Consider the following 14,114-nt stretch of genomic DNA (forward strand, 5'->3'; position numbering starts at 1 on the left):
CACGCTGTGTGTAAGTTACGTCACATTTGCGGGGGTGGCGACCGCCGCCGCGTGCCGGTAGACCTCGCCGGTGGCGACGGTGAAGTTCGGCGAGGAGACGGCGTCGTAGCCGCCCTTGGCGTCCCGGTTCCAGGTGAGGCTGTTGATGCCGTTCAGCGAGCCGAGGCCCTGCGCGGGCTGGTAGTCGATCAGCCAGGGGCCGCCGCTGGCGCCCGCGGTGAAGTTGCACGGCTCGACCTGCACGCCGTACTGGAGGTCGAGGCTCGGGGCGACGGTCCAGCGGGTGCCGCCCGCGCAGGACATCAGCTTGCGCCCGTCGAACGGCCGGGTGCCGTCGGGCTGCGGCCCGGCCGGGTAGCCGAAGGTGGTGACGCGGTTGCCCGCGCCCTTGGCGACGGCCAGGCCCTGGCCGCCGATGTTGTCCTGGAGGCGGCCGACGTCCTGCATCACGAGCTTGCCGCCCTTGGAGACCCAGGTGAAGCCGCGGTGCACGGTCACGAACGCGTAGTCGTAGTCGTAGTCGCCCCGTCCGGGCCAGTGCTCGTGCATGCTGATGGCCGCGCCGACGTAGATGCCGTCGGGCGTCTCGCCGTTGGGGCCGGGGTTCGGGATGAAGATCCAGGAGTCGGCGGGCTTGGCCTGGCGGGCGTCGTAGGCGCAGTGGGCGGCGGTGGCGACGACGCTGCGGTTCCTGGCGGCCACCGCGCTGGCCGAGCACCAGTACTCCTTGGTCCCGAACCGGAAGTACACCTTGCCCATGGTCCGGGCCATCGTGCCCTTCGCCGGCAGTTCCGGCGAGACGCTGAGCGGGACATTGACCTTCTTGGCCGGGGTGATCTGCTCGCTGCTGGGTACGGCGGTGGCGCCCGCGCTCGTGGAGGACTGCGAGCCCGGCGTCGCGGGGCTGTAGCTGTCGGCCCTCTTGAGGATGTCCGGCTTCCAGGACTCGGCGACCTTCTGCACGTCCGCGGCGGTCCTGGCGAGCGTCACGGAGTAGACCCAGCTCGTCGCGTGCGCGGACGCCGTCCCCCCGAACGCGGGCAGCGCGAGCAGCGCGCTGAGCGCGACGGCTGCCAGGCGCCGGACCGGGGGGATCATGGAAATGCCTTCCTTGGGGTGTAAAGGTGGATTTTTCCAGATCAACTGACTGTATTGCAGCTCAGATGAAGATTCGTTATCTGATCAAGCGTGACTTGTGTCCCATAAGGATGGTGTCAAGTAGGCCGTCCGGATAGGTGAGACTGCTCCCACGTGTCGGTCGTTGCCGCAGGTCAGGGGTCGAGGCAGGCTGCGAGCATGCGTCGACTTCTCTGTCTCGCCGTGCTTTCCTGTACGGCATTCGCCGCCACGCCCGCCGTGGCCGAGACTCACTCTCGTGACACGGACCGGAAGGTTTTCGTGATCATTGTTGGCGACAAGGGCTCCGTCTTGTCGTGTCGCCAGCGCTCGCCCAAGCCCGCGTGCATCGCCCTCGAAAGGGCCGGCGGCGACCCCGCCCGGCTGCCCTCGCGGACCGACGCGGTCTGCACGATGGAGTACAACCCGGTGCGCGTCTCGGCGCTCGGCGTCTGGGCGGGCCGGCCGGTCCGCTACGAGCGCACGTTCCCGAACCCCTGCCAGATGCAGGCGGCGATGGGGCCGGTCTCCCAGTTCTGACCACGGCAGCCCGACGACCGCGGGGACCCCGGCGCACCGCCGGGGTCCCCGTCGCTTTCCGGGCGGGGCATCCTGGTCGTGGACCTGCCCCTGGTGACCGCGGCCCCGCGACCCTGCGCGACCGCGGGTAGGTCAATGTGGCGATCAGGTGAATGCGCCGCACCCCGCCCGTGGGCTGGACTGGGGCCGAAGGCGAGAGCCCGCACGACACGAGGACCGCCGTGGCCGATCAGTTCGACGTCATCGAGGCCGGTCAGCACCACCGCCGCCGGCGCTGGACCGGCATCGCGGTGCTCGCGGCGCTGCTCGCCATCCCCGTCGCCGGCCTGCTCGCCGGCCGCGCCCCCGAGCCGGAGCCCGGCATTCCCGGATACGGGACCAGGCCCTCCGCCGCCCCCATGACCACGACGAAGGCCGCGCCCAACGTCCTGTTCGTCACGCCGAGGACCAAGGGCGGCGACGAGGTCATCCGGGTCGTCTTCCCCGACGGCACCCCCGCCGAGGTCCGCTACCCGGCCCGGCTCGGGCTCGCCGCCCTCGGGTCGCGGCCGTTCCAGGGCGCCTGGGTGGAAGGCCAGTACCGCCGCATGTCCGCACCGTACGGCGGCGCGGCCGAGGTGTCGAAGGGCGGAAAACCCCTGCGCAACCTCACCCCGGACGTCGAGCTGTGGCCGCGCCAGCCCGGCAGCGGCTCGTACGGGCAGGTGCTGCTGTTCGCGTTCGGCGACTGGCGCCTCGCCCTGTACGACCGGCCCGAGGGGCTCACCTTCGAGCAGCGCATGGCCGCGGCCGGGCACATCAGGGGCAGGGTCACCAAGGGCGGCTACCTGGTGCTGGCCGCCACGGACCCGGTCCGCCTGGCCCGGCCGGGCGAGACGGTGCAGGGCGACCCGGTCGGGCCGCAGCTGTGGTTCGGCGGCGTGGCCGGCGACGTCGTCGGGCTCATCCTGGTGCCGGGGTGCGAGGCGGCGCCGCCGGCGCCCATGATGATCGACCGCCGCGGCCGGCCGTCCCGCACCGCCTGCCGGGGCGGGGTGCAGATCGCCGCCTCGGGCTCGCCCGCGTTCGTCGAGCGGGCGGTCAAGGAGATCCGGATCACGCTGAAGTAGGGTGCGGCCATGTTCGCCGTAACCGCCACACAGACCGATCCCGACAATCCGCTGGCCGGGCTGACGCTCGGTGAGCGGCCGGAGCCCGCGACCCCGGACGGCTGGACCACCGTCACCGTGCGGGCCGCCGCGCTCAACCACCACGACCTGTGGACGCTCAAGGGCGTCGGCATCCGCCAGGACCGGCTGCCGATCGTGCTCGGCTGCGACGCGGCCGGTGTGGACGAGGACGGCAACGAGGTCATCGTCCACGCGGTGATCGGCGCGGGCGCCGACGAGACGCTCGACCCGAAGCGCTCGCTGCTGTCGGAGCTCCACGACGGCACCTTCGCCGAGCGCGTCGCCGTGCCGCGCCGCAACCTCGTGCCCAAGCCGGCCGTGCTCACCTTCGAGCAGGCCGCGTGCCTGCCCACGGCGTGGCTGACCGCCTACCGGATGCTGTTCGACAAGGCGGAGCTCCAGCCGGGCTCGACGGTGCTCGTCCAGGGGGCCGGCGGCGGCGTCGCGACCGCGCTGATCGCGCTCGGCCGCGCCGGGGGGTACCGCGTCTGGGCCACCAGCCGCTCGGCGGACAAGCGGGAACGGGCCCTGGAGCTGGGGGCGGACCAGGTCTTCGAGACGGGCGCGCGGCTGCCGGAGCGGGTGGACGCGGTGATGGAGACCGTCGGCCAGGCCACCTGGGACCATTCGCTGAAGTCGCTCAAGCCGGGCGGTCGCATCGTGGTGTCGGGCGCGACCAGCGGCGCGGTGCCGCCCGCCGACCTCAACCGGGTCTTCTTCCTCCAGCTCTCGGTGGTGGGCTCCACCATGGGCACCCGCGACCAGCTCGGCCGCCTGGCGGTCTTCCTGGAGCAGACCGGGGTCCGTCCGGTGATCGACCGGACGCTGCCGCTGACCGAGGCCCGGGACGGGTTCGCCGCGCTGGCCGAGGGCGACGTGTTCGGCAAGATCGTCTTCACGGCCTGACGCGCAAGCCGCCGCCCGAGGGGTACGAAAAGGGAGAAGGCCCCATTCGGCCGGGAGGCGTCGCCATGACCGTCGAACCCCTCGGGCCGGGCTCGCTGCACTGGGAGACCGTGGGCGAGTACCGCAACCTCCTCGTGGGCGGCAGCGCGCTGGTCCTGCAGACCATGCACCCCGCCGTCGGCGCGGCCGTGGCGCGCCACTCGGCCTTCCGCGACGACCCGTGGGGCCGGCTCGTCCGCACCCTCGCCTCCGCCCAGACCTGGGTGTACGGGGGAGAGGCCGGCCCCGCCGAGGGGGCGCGGCTGCGCGAGCTGCACCGGCGCTTCGCCGGCGTCGACGAGCGGGGCCGCCCCTACCACGCGCTGAGCGGGGAGGCGTGGGCGTGGGTCCACCTGTCGTTGTTCGAGCGGTACGTCACGCTCAACCGCCTCTTCGGCGTGCCCTACGGACCGGACGGGGAGCGCAGGCTGTACGCGGAGTCGCGGCGGATCGGCGGCATCCTGCGCGTGCCCGAGCGGGAGATGCCCGCGGACGTCGAGGCGTTCTGGCGGTACTTCGACGGCATGGTGACCGGGCGGCTGGAGGCGCATCCGACCGCGTTCGAGGTGCTGGCGCTGCTGCGTTCGACGCCGCCGCCTCCGGGACTGCCCGCTCCGCTGCGTCACCTGTGGGCGCCGGTGGGGGTGGGGTGGGGGGAGTTCGCCTGGTTCGTCACGGTGGGGACGTTGCCGCCGGCCGTACGGGAGCGGCTGGGGTTGCGCTGGTCGGCGCGTGACGAGCGGCGGCTGCGTCACCTCGGCCGGGCGGTGGCCGCGATCACGCCGCGGCTGCCGGAGCGGCTGCGCTACATGCCGCGCGCCTGCCGCGCCCGCCGCGCCGCCCGCCAACCCTGACCGCGCCGCCTGCCAACCCTGACCGCCGAGCCGCCCGCCACCCCTGAGCCCGCTGCCGAGCCGCCCTCCACCCCTGAGCCCGCCGGACGTCGTTCGCGATCGTCACCGGAGCGTGTCGCGGATGCGGCCGGACGCCTCGTCGAGCGTCGCGCGCACCTGCTCCAGCCGCCCCCGGTCCAGCCTCGTCCCGGACGCCTCCTCGCGCACCTGGGCCACGAAGTCGGCCAGCATGCCGCCCAGCTCGGCGTCGAGGTCGGCCCGCGACCCCGGCTCGCCGCCCAGCGACGACCACACCTCGGCCCAGATGCGCCGCCACTCGGACGTCAGCCGCTGACTCTCGCCCTGCCAGTGCTCGGCGTGCTCCATCCACTGCCGCTTCTGCTCCCGCTTGAGCCGCTGGAAGTCGGCCTTCTGCCGGTCGCGCGAGCGCCGGAGGTCCTCCGCGGAGCCGACGCGCACGTCCTTGGCCATCCGGGTCAGCTCCTCGCGCAGCGACTTGACCGTGTCGCGGACGTCCTCCTTGACCTCCCGGGCGATGTCGCGCACGGAGGCGGAGATCTCCTGCTCCAGGTCGTCGAGCTCGTCGAGGCGGTCGTTCAGCTCCTCGCGGCCCTTGTCGGTGATCGAGAACACCTTCTTGCCGTCGACCACCTCGTGCGTGACCAGGCCCTCCTCCTCCAGGCGGGCCAGGCGCGGGTAGATGGTGCCGGGGGAGGGCGAGTAGACGCCGAGGAAACGGTCCTGGAGCAGCCGGATCACCTCGTAGCCGTGGCGCGGGCTCTCGTCCAGCAGCTTCAGCAGGTACAGCCGCAGACGGCCGTGACCGAAGACAGGGCTCATTCCTTCTCCCCCTTGAGCAGCGCGACCTCGCCGGAGACCGTCGTCGCCGACAGCGAGGCCATGCCGCCGCCGAGCCGTCCCGACAGCGACTTCGCGCCGGGCAGGCTCTCGTTGGACAGTTTCTCGAACGTGCTGACCAGCCGGCCGGAGGTGGAGCGGATCGTCACGTCCGCCTCCACGTCCTCGGGCAGCCTGACCAGGATGTCACCCGAGACGCTGGTGAGCGTCACGTGACCCGTGGGCCGCAACTCCAGGTCGGCGGTGATGCGGCCGGACACGCTGTTGGCGCGCAGCCGGCGCGGCACCCCGTGGGCGACGGTCAGGTCGCCGGAGACGCTGTTGAACGACAGGTCGCCGACCATGGCCCGGCTCTCGACCTGGCCGGACACGGTGCCGGCGCTCACCTCGCCGCTGACGCCGTCGAGCACGACGTCGCCGGAGGCGCTCTTGACCGAGGTGAGGTTCTCGAACCCGGCGATGACCGCGGAGGCGGTCACCACGCCCGCCTTGACCTGGCAGTCCTTGGGCACGGTCAGCGTGGCGACGGTGTGGCGCCGGGTCTTGCGCAGCCAGCTCAGCATGCCGTCCCAGGTGAGGTCCTTGTAGGCGACGGACAGCTCGCCGGCCTCCTCGTCGTACGTCACGATCAGCGGCGAGCCGTCGATCTCGGTGACCTCCAGGACGGGCGGGCCGTCGCTGGCGAGCACGGCGAGCCGGCCCGACACGATCCGCACGTCGAGCGACCTCACCGGCCCGAACGTCAGCTGACGGGGGTCGTCGATGGTCCACTGCTGCATGGTCCCCACCCTTCCTGGCGGCACGCTGTTCCCAAAGACACGATATGTCGCGTCTTACGGAAACTCAAGATGTATCGCGTTTACGCGTGCCGAGCCGGCGCGGGAAAGCGGGAAAGCAGCCGAATCCTGCCGCCGTCACTCGTCCTCGTCGTCGAGGCGCGCCAGCCAGGTGGCCAGCCGCTCGATCGGGATCTCGAACTCGGGGTTGAGGTCCACGAACTCGCGCAGCCGCTCACCCAGCCAGAGGAGGCTGACCTCTTCCTCGCCGCGCCTGTCGACGAGCTCCTCGATCCCCCGGTCGGTGAAGTACATCGTGCTCCGTTTCCATCGCTGTGCTGCCGGGACACCTCACTTTAGTCAGCGTCCGGCGCCGCTCCGGACAGGGCGCCGGAAAGGCGAAACCCCCGCCGGCGCGGAGCCGGCGGGGGTTTCGGGTGAGACGGATCAACCGAAGATCTGGTTGAGGATCTCGTGCAGCTCGTTGTCGTGGGCGTTGTGCGAACCGGCCGCGGGCGAGCTGTTGGCCGGACGGGACACCCGGCTCAGCGGACGGCCGCCGAGCAGCTGCGGGTCCTCGGCCAGCTTGAGCGTGAGGTACGGCCACGGGCCCATGTTGACCGGCTCGTCCTGGACCCAGACGAGCTGCGCCTGCTGGCCGTAGCGGCCCAGCTCGGCGGCCAGCTCCTCGGCCGGGAACGGGTAGAGCCGCTCCAGCCGGACGATCGCGACGTCGTCGCGGCCGCTCTCGTCGCGCTTGGCCGCCAGGTCGTAGAAGACCCTGCCGGAGGTGAGGACCACCTTGGTGACCTTCGCCGGGTCGACGGTCGTGTCGGACAGGACCGGCTGGAAGGTGCCCGAGGTGAAGTCGCTCGCCTTGGACGTGGCCGCCTTGTGGCGCAGCAGCGACTTCGGCGTGAAGACCACCAGCGGGCGGTGCCGGCCCGACTCGACCTGCCAGCGCAGCAGGTGGAAGTAGTTGGCCGGGGTGCTCGGCTGGGCGACCGTCATGTTGTCGAGCGCGCACACCTGGAGGAAACGCTCGATGCGCGCCGAGGAGTGGTCGGGACCCTGACCCTCGTAGCCGTGCGGCAGCAGCAGCACGACGCCCGACTTCTGGCCCCACTTCTGCTCACCGGACGAGATGAACTCGTCGATGATCGTCTGGGCGCCGTTGACGAAGTCGCCGAACTGCGCCTCCCAGGCGACCAGGGCGTCCGGCCGCACGACGCTGTAGCCGTACTCGAAGCCGAGCGCCGCGAACTCGCTGAGCAGCGAGTCGTAGACGTAGAACTTCGTGGTGCCCTGGTTGAAGGTCTTCAGCGGCGTGTGCTCGGCCCCGGTCAGCCGGTCGACCAGCACCGCGTGGCGCTGGGTGAACGTGCCGCGCCGGGAGTCCTGGCCGACCAGGCGCACCGGGTGGCCGTCGATGAGCAGCGAGCCGAAGGCCAGCGTCTCACCCGTGCTCCAGTCGATGGCGTCCTGCTCGACCATCGTGCCGCGGCGCTGGATCACCGGTGCGAGGCGCGGGTGCGGCGTGAAGCCCTCGGGCAGGTTGAGCTGGGTGTCGATGATGCGCTTGAGCGTCTCGTCGCTGATCGCCGTGGGCGTGTCGTCGTGCGACCACTTGACGACCTCGGTGGGCGGCACCCGCATCGCGCCCGCCTCCAGCGGCTTCTTGGCCGCCTCGCGGGTCTCGGTGAACGCCTGCTCCAGCTTGGCCTGGTAGTCGCGCAGCGCCTGCTCGGCCTCCTCGACCGTGATGTCGCCCCGGCCGATCAGCGCCTCGGTGTAGAGCTTGCGGGTCGAGCGCTTGGCGTCGATCAGGTCGTACATCAGCGGCTGGGTGAAGGCGGGGTTGTCGCCCTCGTTGTGGCCGCGGCGGCGGTAGCAGATGAGGTCGATGACGACGTCCTTGCGGAACGTCTGGCGGTACTCGTAGGCGAGCTGGCCGACGCGGACCACGGCCTCGGGGTCGTCGCCGTTGACGTGGAAGATCGGCGCCTGGATCATCCGCGCGACGTCGGTCGCGTAGACGCTCGACCGGGACGAGGCCGGCGAGGTGGTGAAGCCGACCTGGTTGTTGACCACCACGTGCACGGTGCCGCCGGTGCGGTAGCCGCGCAGCTGCGACAGGTTGAGCGTCTCGGCCACGACGCCCTGGCCGGCGAAGGCCGCGTCGCCGTGGATGAGCACCGGAAGGACGGTGAAGCCCTCCTCGCCGCGCTCCAAGAGGTCCTGCTTGGCGCGGACGACGCCCTCCAGCACCGGGTTGACCGCCTCCAGGTGGGAGGGGTTGGCCACCACCGAGGCGGTGATGGTCTTGCCGCTCGGCGCCTTGAACTCGCCGGTGGCGCCCAGGTGGTACTTCACGTCGCCGGAGCCGTGCGCCGTGCGCGGGTCGATGTTGCCCTCGAACTCGCCGAAGATCTGGGCGTACGACTTGCCGACGATGTTGGCCAGCACGTTGAGCCGGCCGCGGTGGGCCATGCCGATGACGACCTCGTCGAGGTCCTCGTCGGCGGCGTCGCTGATCACCGAGTCGAGCAGCGGGATCAGCGACTCGCCGCCCTCCAGCGAGAAGCGCTTCTGGCCGACGAACTTCGTCTGCAGGAACGTCTCGAACGCCTCGGCGGTGTTGAGCCGCGACAGGATGTTGAGCTGCTCCTCGCGGTCGGGCGAGGCGTGCGGCTTCTCCACCCGCGCCTGGATCCAGGCCCGCTCCTCGGGGTTCTGGATGTGCATGTACTCGATGCCGACGGTGCGGCAGTAGGAGTCGCGCAGCACGCCCAGGATCTCGCGCAGCTTCATCAGCGGCCGGCCGCCGAAGCCGCCGGTGGCGAACTCCCGCTCGAGGTCCCACAGGGTGAGGCCGTGGGACTGGATGTCGAGGTCGGGGTGCTTGCGCTGCTTGTACTCCAGCGGGTCGGTCTCGGCCATGAGGTGGCCGCGCACCCGGTAGGCGTGGATCAGCTCGATCACGCGGGCGGACTTCGAGACGTCGTCGTCGTGGGAGGCCGAGACGTCCTGCACCCAGCGGACCGGCTCGTACGGGATCCGCAGCGCCTCGAAGATCTCGTCGTAGAAGCCGTCCTCGCCGAGCAGCAGCCGGTGGATCTGGCGCAGGAAGTCGCCCGACTGGGCGCCCTGGATGATCCGGTGGTCGTAGGTGCTGGTCAGCGTCATGACCTTGGAGACGGCCAGGCGCGAGAGCGTCTCGGGGGAGGCGCCCTGGTACTCGGCCGGGTACTCCATCGCGCCGACGCCGATGATCGTGCCCTGGCCGGGCATGAGGCGCGGCACGGAGTGGACGGTGCCGATCGTGCCGGGGTTGGTCAGCGAGATCGTGGTGCCGGTGAAGTCGTCGACGCCGAGCTTGCCGGCGCGGGCCTTGCGCACGACCTCCTCGTACGCCATCCAGAACTGGCGGAAGTCCATCTGCTCGGCGGCCTTGATGGACGGCACGAGGAGCTGGCGCTCGCCGTTGCTCTTCTGGACGTCGATGGCCAGGCCGAAGCCGACGTGCTCGGGCTTGACCAGGGTCGGCTTGCCGTCGACCTCCGCGTAGGAGTGGTTCATCTCCGGCATGGCCTTCAGCGCCTTGACGATCGCGTAGCCGATCAGGTGCGTGAAGGAGACCTTGCCGCCGCGACCCCGCTTGAGGTGATTGTTGATCACGATGCGGTTGTCGATGAGCAGCTTGGCCGGGATGGCGCGGACGCTGGTGGCGGTCGGGACCGTCAGCGAGAGGTCCATGTTGGCGGCCGTGCGGGCAGCGGCCCCGCGCAGCCTGACCTCCTCGGCGCCCTTGGGAGCCGGGATGGCGGCCTGGGCCGGCTTCTCGGCCGCCTTGTCGGCGGGCTTGACGGCCTGCTTGTCGGCGGGCACGGCGGCGGGTGCCGGAGGGGCCGCCGTCTTTGCGGGTGCGGGAGAAGGCGCGGTAGCCGTGCCGTTCGCCGCCTCCCTGGCCGGGGTCCGGCCCGGTCCGTAGTCAGGGTTGTAGTCAGCGAAGAAGTTCCACCAGGCCTTGTCCACCGACTCGGGATCCTGGAGGTACTTCTGGTACAGCTCGTCGACAAGCCACTCGTTCTGACCAAAGCTTGCCAGCGGGTTTGCCCGCGACGACTCAGACGACACGGCGGAAATCGCCCTCTTCCGCAGATCGGCGTTGATGTTAGAGAACCTGTCCAAGGTTACTCGTCCCGTCCGGCTACGCGCGCGCGGGTCGGCGCGCCACCCCGCCGGATCCTTCCCGAACCGCCGACCGGGGTCACGCACCCCTAGTCAACGGTGGTGATACGGGAAATATCACCGTTTGGTATCAACCCTAAGGGAAGAGGTTTATTTCCCGCCGGACAGCAAGCGGCTGGCCACGCGGACCCCCGGCGACAGCTCGGAGAGCAGATCGGCCAGCTCCTCGCCGGCGACCTTCAGCTCCTCCATCGTCATCGGCTCCAGCCGCTCCAGGAGGAACAGCGCGTTGGTCGTCTCCTCGGTGAGCCGCGTGCGGGCGACCTGGCGCCAGTTCCACCGGCGGCAGGTGACGCCCGTGTCGTCGCGCCAGATGACCTCGCCGGCGTCGGGCGTGCCGAGCGCCTCCTCCGACGCCTCGTCGCCGGCCGCCCGGATGAGCCGCGCCGGGCCGTCGTAGCGGTCGAGGTCCTCGCCGCCGATGGGCAGCGCGTGCTTGACGCTGATCGAGTTGTACGCGTCGACGGCCTGGTTGATCTCGGGCAGCGGCAGGCGGCGGGTGAGCGCGTCGACCGAGGGGCGGGTGCGGGACGGCTTGGCCCCGAACAGCCGGTACGCCTCCCGCCACGCCTCGATCTTGGCGGCCCGCGCCTCGCGCTCCTCCTCTCCCTCGGCGGACAGCAGGTCGGAGGCGTCGCCCAGCCAGCCGCGCGACCGGTCGTCCGTGGGGCCGTTGCGCAGCCCGTGGGCGGTCATGACCAGGACGGCGAAGTCGGGGCGCAGGGCGAGGACGGATTCGTCCACGGTGATGTCGTCGAGCATGCAGCCAGTCTATTGAACTCTCAGACCACTGTATTGACCGAGATTGATCGCAAAAATCACTTTGCAAAATTCCCTTTGCGGTTTACCGTCATGAGGGTGGAGGAGAGCTACGAGATCAGCGACCCGCGGGTGCTGAAGGTGGTGGCCCACCCGCTGCGGGTGCGGCTGCTCGGGCTGCTGCGCATCGACGGCCCGGCGACGGCCAGCGAGCTCGGACGGGTGGTGGGGGAGAGCTCCGGCTCGACCAGCTACCACCTGCGCGTGCTGGCCAAGTACGGGTTCATCGAGGAGGACCCCGACCGGCGCGACGGCAGGGAGCGCCGCTGGCGCGCCCGCCACTTCTACACCAGCTGGGACAACGCCGAGATGGCCGCCACGCCCGAGGGCTGGGAGGCGGTCCGCGTCATCCAGGCCCGCCAGGTGGAGATGCTGGCGCGAGCGATGCGGGCGTTCGAGGAGTCGCCCGACCCGGACTGGCTGCCCGTCGCGGGGATGAGCGACCACCTGGCCGTGCTGCCGCCGGAGGCCGTGCGCGAGTTCACCCGGCGGGCCGCCGAGCTGATCCGTGAGCTGGAGGCGCGCCACGCCGGCCACCCGCAGGCCCGCGGCGTGCAGCTCTGGGCCGCCGCGTTCCCCCGTGAGAGCCGTGGCGGCGAGACCCGCGACACCGAGGAGGACACGTGATCACGACCCCCCGCTCCGCGTTACGCCGCTACCTGGTCGTCTGCTCCCTGACCTGGCTGCCGACCGGCCTCATGATCCCCACGATGATCCTGCTCATGACCGAGCGCGGCCTCGGCCTGGCGGAGATCGGCACGGCCTTCACCGTCTTCTCCGTGGTCACCCTCTCCCTGGAGCTGCCCACCGGCGGGCTGGCCGACGTCGTGGGCCGCCGCGTGGTGCTGGCCGTGTCGGCCGGCTTCACGGTCGTGGCGCTGGCGCTGATGGCGGTGTCCACGACGTTCTGGATGTTCGTGCTGACCGGCGTGCTCAAGGGCGTGGCGCGGGCGCTGTCGAGCGGCCCCGCCACCGCCTGGTACGTCGACACGCTGCACGAGGTGGAGGGGCGCGACGCCGACCTGCGGCCGGGGCTGTCGCGCGGCAGCGCCATGGAGTCGGCCGCGCTCTGCCTCGGCGTGCTGGCGGGCGGGTTCGTGCCGCTCGTCGTGCCCCCGGGCACGGTGGAGCCGCTGGCCGTGCCCCCGCTGCTCGGTGCGGTGGCGGCGGCGGTGCTGCTCGGGGTCGTGCTGCTGGCGCTGCCCGAGCCGTCGCACCGGCGGGCGTCGCTGGGCGAGACGCTGCGGGCCGTGCCCGCGACCGTGCTGACCGGGCTGCGGCTGGCGACCGGTCACGGGGTGCTGCGCCGCCTGACGGTGTACGCCCTGGTGACGGGTGTCGCGCTGACCGCCGTCGAGCTGCTGACCCCCGGCCGCCTGGCCCGGCTGGCCGGTACGGCGGAGCTGGGCGGCACGGCGTACGCGCTGGTGGCGGCCCTCGGCTTCGCGGGCAGCGCGGCCGGCAGCGCGCTCGCGCCCCGGGCGGCCCGCCTGGCGCGGGGGCCGGCGCGCGGCGCGGCCCTCGGCGTCGTGCTGGCCGCGCTGTCGCTCGGCGCGCTGGCGGCCACCGCCGAGACGGGCGGCCCCGCCGGGCTGGCGGCGGCGGGCGGGGCGTACGTCGCCATGTACGCGGGCCTCGCCGTCACGAGCGTGCTGTGCCTGGAGATGACCCACCGCACGGTCACCGCGGCGGAACGCACCACGGTCGGCTCCACCGGCTCACTGGCCCAGCAGGCCGGTGGCGCGCTGTCCAACGTGGGCCTCGGCGTGCTGGCGACCGCGGCCGGGACGGGCGTCGCGTGGGGGCTGGCCGCCGCGCTGACGGCGGCCTCGGCGCTGCTGTTCGCCCGGCTGCCCGCGCTCCGGCCGGGCGGCGTCCCGGCGGCCGAGCCGGCGGAGCGCGCCGCCTCGGCCTGAAGCCTCAGAGGCTCCAGTCGATCGCGGGGCCCACGGGGACGATCCGGCTCGGGTTGATGTCGGGATGCGTCATGTAGTAGTGCCGCTTGATGTGGTCGAAGTCGGTCGTCTCGCCGAAGGCCGGGATGGCGTACAGCCTGCGCGCGTACGCCCACAGCGCCGGATAGTCGACGAGGCGCCGCACCGAGCACTTGAAGTGGCCGTGGTAGACGGCGTCGAAGCGGGCCAGCGTCGTGTACGCCCGCACGTCGCTCTCCGTCAGCTCGTCGCCGAACAGATACGGCGAGCCCGCCGCGAGCCGTTCCTCCAGCTCGTCGAGCGTGGCGAAGACGCGCGCCACGGCCTCCTCGTACGCGGCCTGCGACCGGGCGAACCCCGCCTCGTAGACCGCGTTGTTGAGGCCGTGGTAGAGCCGATCGTTCAGCGCGTCGATCTCCGGCCGCAGCCGCTCCGGATACAGGTCCGGGGTGGTGGACCAGGTCGTCTCCAGGTCGAGCGTGATCTGCGGGAAGTCGTTGGTGACGATGCGGCCCTCGGCGGCGTCCCAGATCACGGGGACGGTGTAGCGGCCCCGGTAGTCCGGGTCGCTGGCGAGGTAGAGCTCCGACAGGTACTCCGGGTCGCCGCCCGGCACCCGCCAGCCCTTCTCGTCGCGGATCGGGTCGACGATCGTCACGTCGAGCAGGTCCTCCACGCCGAGCAGGCGGCGGACGATGAGCACCCGCTGCGCCCACGGGCAGGCGTAGGAGGCGTAGAGCCGGTACCTGCCGGGCCCGGGCGGCCCGAGGCGCTCGGTGAAGCGGTTCGGCTGGCGGGCGAAGCGCCCGTCGCCGGTGGTCTCGCGTGCCGGCTTCATCACCCCAGTAGAAC

The 14,114-nt window shown here is 71.8% G+C and carries 13 protein-coding genes; 6 read left to right on the top strand and 7 right to left on the bottom strand.

Annotated elements, in window-relative coordinates; all coding sequences use genetic code 11:
• Positions 1–15: 15 nt before the first annotated feature.
• Complete coding sequence (locus HD595_RS23820) at positions 16–1,098, bottom strand: trypsin-like serine peptidase (RefSeq protein ID WP_253772566.1); 1,083 nt, start codon at positions 1,096–1,098, stop codon at positions 16–18.
• 300 nt (positions 1,099–1,398) lie between these two features.
• On the opposite strand from HD595_RS23820, the gene HD595_RS23825 reads away from it, so the two are divergent.
• The 4 genes from HD595_RS23825 (at position 1,399) to HD595_RS23840 (ending at position 4,624) form a co-directional block, all read left to right on the top strand.
• The gene (locus tag HD595_RS23825; RefSeq protein ID WP_253772567.1) at positions 1,399–1,656 is read left to right on the top strand and encodes an SSI family serine proteinase inhibitor; all 258 of its coding nucleotides are present in this window, start codon (positions 1,399–1,401) and stop codon (positions 1,654–1,656) included.
• 221 nt (positions 1,657–1,877) lie between these two features.
• Complete coding sequence (locus HD595_RS23830) at positions 1,878–2,765, top strand: hypothetical protein (RefSeq protein WP_253772569.1); 888 nt, start codon at positions 1,878–1,880, stop codon at positions 2,763–2,765.
• A gap of 9 nt (positions 2,766–2,774) precedes the next feature.
• On the top strand, positions 2,775–3,731 hold the full coding sequence (locus tag HD595_RS23835) for a zinc-binding dehydrogenase (protein ID WP_253772571.1): 957 nt from the start codon (positions 2,775–2,777) through the stop codon (positions 3,729–3,731).
• Positions 3,732–3,796: 65 nt separating this feature from the next.
• Positions 3,797–4,624: an oxygenase MpaB family protein gene (locus tag HD595_RS23840; protein WP_253772573.1), complete on the top strand. Its 828-nt coding sequence runs from the start codon at positions 3,797–3,799 to the stop codon at positions 4,622–4,624.
• 102 nt (positions 4,625–4,726) lie between these two features.
• On the opposite strand, the gene HD595_RS23845 is transcribed toward HD595_RS23840, so the two are convergent.
• The 5 genes from HD595_RS23845 to HD595_RS23865 form a co-directional block, all read right to left on the bottom strand.
• Positions 4,727–5,464, bottom strand: coding sequence for a PadR family transcriptional regulator (locus HD595_RS23845; RefSeq protein ID WP_253772576.1), 738 nt, complete (start codon positions 5,462–5,464; stop codon positions 4,727–4,729).
• The gene (locus HD595_RS23850; RefSeq protein WP_253772578.1) at positions 5,461–6,261 is read right to left on the bottom strand and encodes a DUF4097 family beta strand repeat-containing protein; all 801 of its coding nucleotides are present in this window, start codon (positions 6,259–6,261) and stop codon (positions 5,461–5,463) included. Before HD595_RS23850 ends, HD595_RS23845 begins: the two co-directional genes overlap by 4 nt.
• Before the next feature lie 135 nt (positions 6,262–6,396).
• Positions 6,397–6,573 carry a DUF6104 family protein gene (locus tag HD595_RS23855; protein WP_253772580.1) on the bottom strand — a complete coding sequence of 59 codons (177 nt, stop codon included), beginning with the start codon at positions 6,571–6,573 and terminating at the stop codon, positions 6,397–6,399.
• A 132-nt stretch (positions 6,574–6,705) separates the two neighbouring features.
• On the bottom strand, positions 6,706–10,395 hold the full coding sequence (locus HD595_RS23860) for a multifunctional oxoglutarate decarboxylase/oxoglutarate dehydrogenase thiamine pyrophosphate-binding subunit/dihydrolipoyllysine-residue succinyltransferase subunit (RefSeq protein ID WP_253772582.1): 3,690 nt from the start codon (positions 10,393–10,395) through the stop codon (positions 6,706–6,708).
• A gap of 204 nt (positions 10,396–10,599) precedes the next feature.
• Positions 10,600–11,271, bottom strand: coding sequence for a B3/B4 domain-containing protein (locus HD595_RS23865; protein ID WP_253772584.1), 672 nt, complete (start codon positions 11,269–11,271; stop codon positions 10,600–10,602).
• 96 nt (positions 11,272–11,367) lie between these two features.
• On the opposite strand from HD595_RS23865, the gene HD595_RS23870 reads away from it, so the two are divergent.
• Entirely contained in the window at positions 11,368–11,955 is a 588-nt protein-coding gene (locus tag HD595_RS23870) for a helix-turn-helix domain-containing protein (protein WP_253772586.1), read from the top strand.
• Positions 11,952–13,244, top strand: coding sequence for an MFS transporter (locus HD595_RS23875; RefSeq protein WP_253772588.1), 1,293 nt, complete (start codon positions 11,952–11,954; stop codon positions 13,242–13,244). The genes HD595_RS23870 and HD595_RS23875 overlap by 4 nt, the downstream gene beginning before the upstream one ends.
• A gap of 4 nt (positions 13,245–13,248) precedes the next feature.
• Here HD595_RS23875 and HD595_RS23880 read toward each other — a convergent pair whose 3' ends face one another.
• Positions 13,249–14,100 carry a glutathione S-transferase family protein gene (locus HD595_RS23880; protein WP_253772591.1) on the bottom strand — a complete coding sequence of 284 codons (852 nt, stop codon included), beginning with the start codon at positions 14,098–14,100 and terminating at the stop codon, positions 13,249–13,251.
• Between the last annotated feature and the right edge of the window lie 14 nt (positions 14,101–14,114).

The organism is Nonomuraea roseoviolacea subsp. carminata (assembly GCF_024172185.1).
Classification (GTDB): Bacteria; Actinomycetota; Actinomycetes; order Streptosporangiales; family Streptosporangiaceae; genus Nonomuraea; species Nonomuraea roseoviolacea.

What these genes read in the sequence shown, in the direction of transcription:
- HD595_RS23820 (WP_253772566.1), bottom strand. Translation starts at nt 1,098, where the DNA reads ATGATCCCCCCGGTCCGGCGCCTGGCAGCCGTCGCGCTCAGCGCGCTG.
- HD595_RS23835 (WP_253772571.1), top strand. Translation starts at nt 2,775, where the DNA reads ATGTTCGCCGTAACCGCCACACAGACCGATCCCGACAATCCGCTGGCC.
- HD595_RS23840 (WP_253772573.1), top strand. Translation starts at nt 3,797, where the DNA reads ATGACCGTCGAACCCCTCGGGCCGGGCTCGCTGCACTGGGAGACCGTG.
- HD595_RS23845 (WP_253772576.1), bottom strand. Translation starts at nt 5,464, where the DNA reads ATGAGCCCTGTCTTCGGTCACGGCCGTCTGCGGCTGTACCTGCTGAAG.
- HD595_RS23850 (WP_253772578.1), bottom strand. Translation starts at nt 6,261, where the DNA reads ATGCAGCAGTGGACCATCGACGACCCCCGTCAGCTGACGTTCGGGCCG.
- HD595_RS23855 (WP_253772580.1), bottom strand. Translation starts at nt 6,573, where the DNA reads ATGTACTTCACCGACCGGGGGATCGAGGAGCTCGTCGACAGGCGCGGC.
- HD595_RS23865 (WP_253772584.1), bottom strand. Translation starts at nt 11,271, where the DNA reads ATGCTCGACGACATCACCGTGGACGAATCCGTCCTCGCCCTGCGCCCC.
- HD595_RS23880 (WP_253772591.1), bottom strand. Translation starts at nt 14,100, where the DNA reads ATGAAGCCGGCACGCGAGACCACCGGCGACGGGCGCTTCGCCCGCCAG.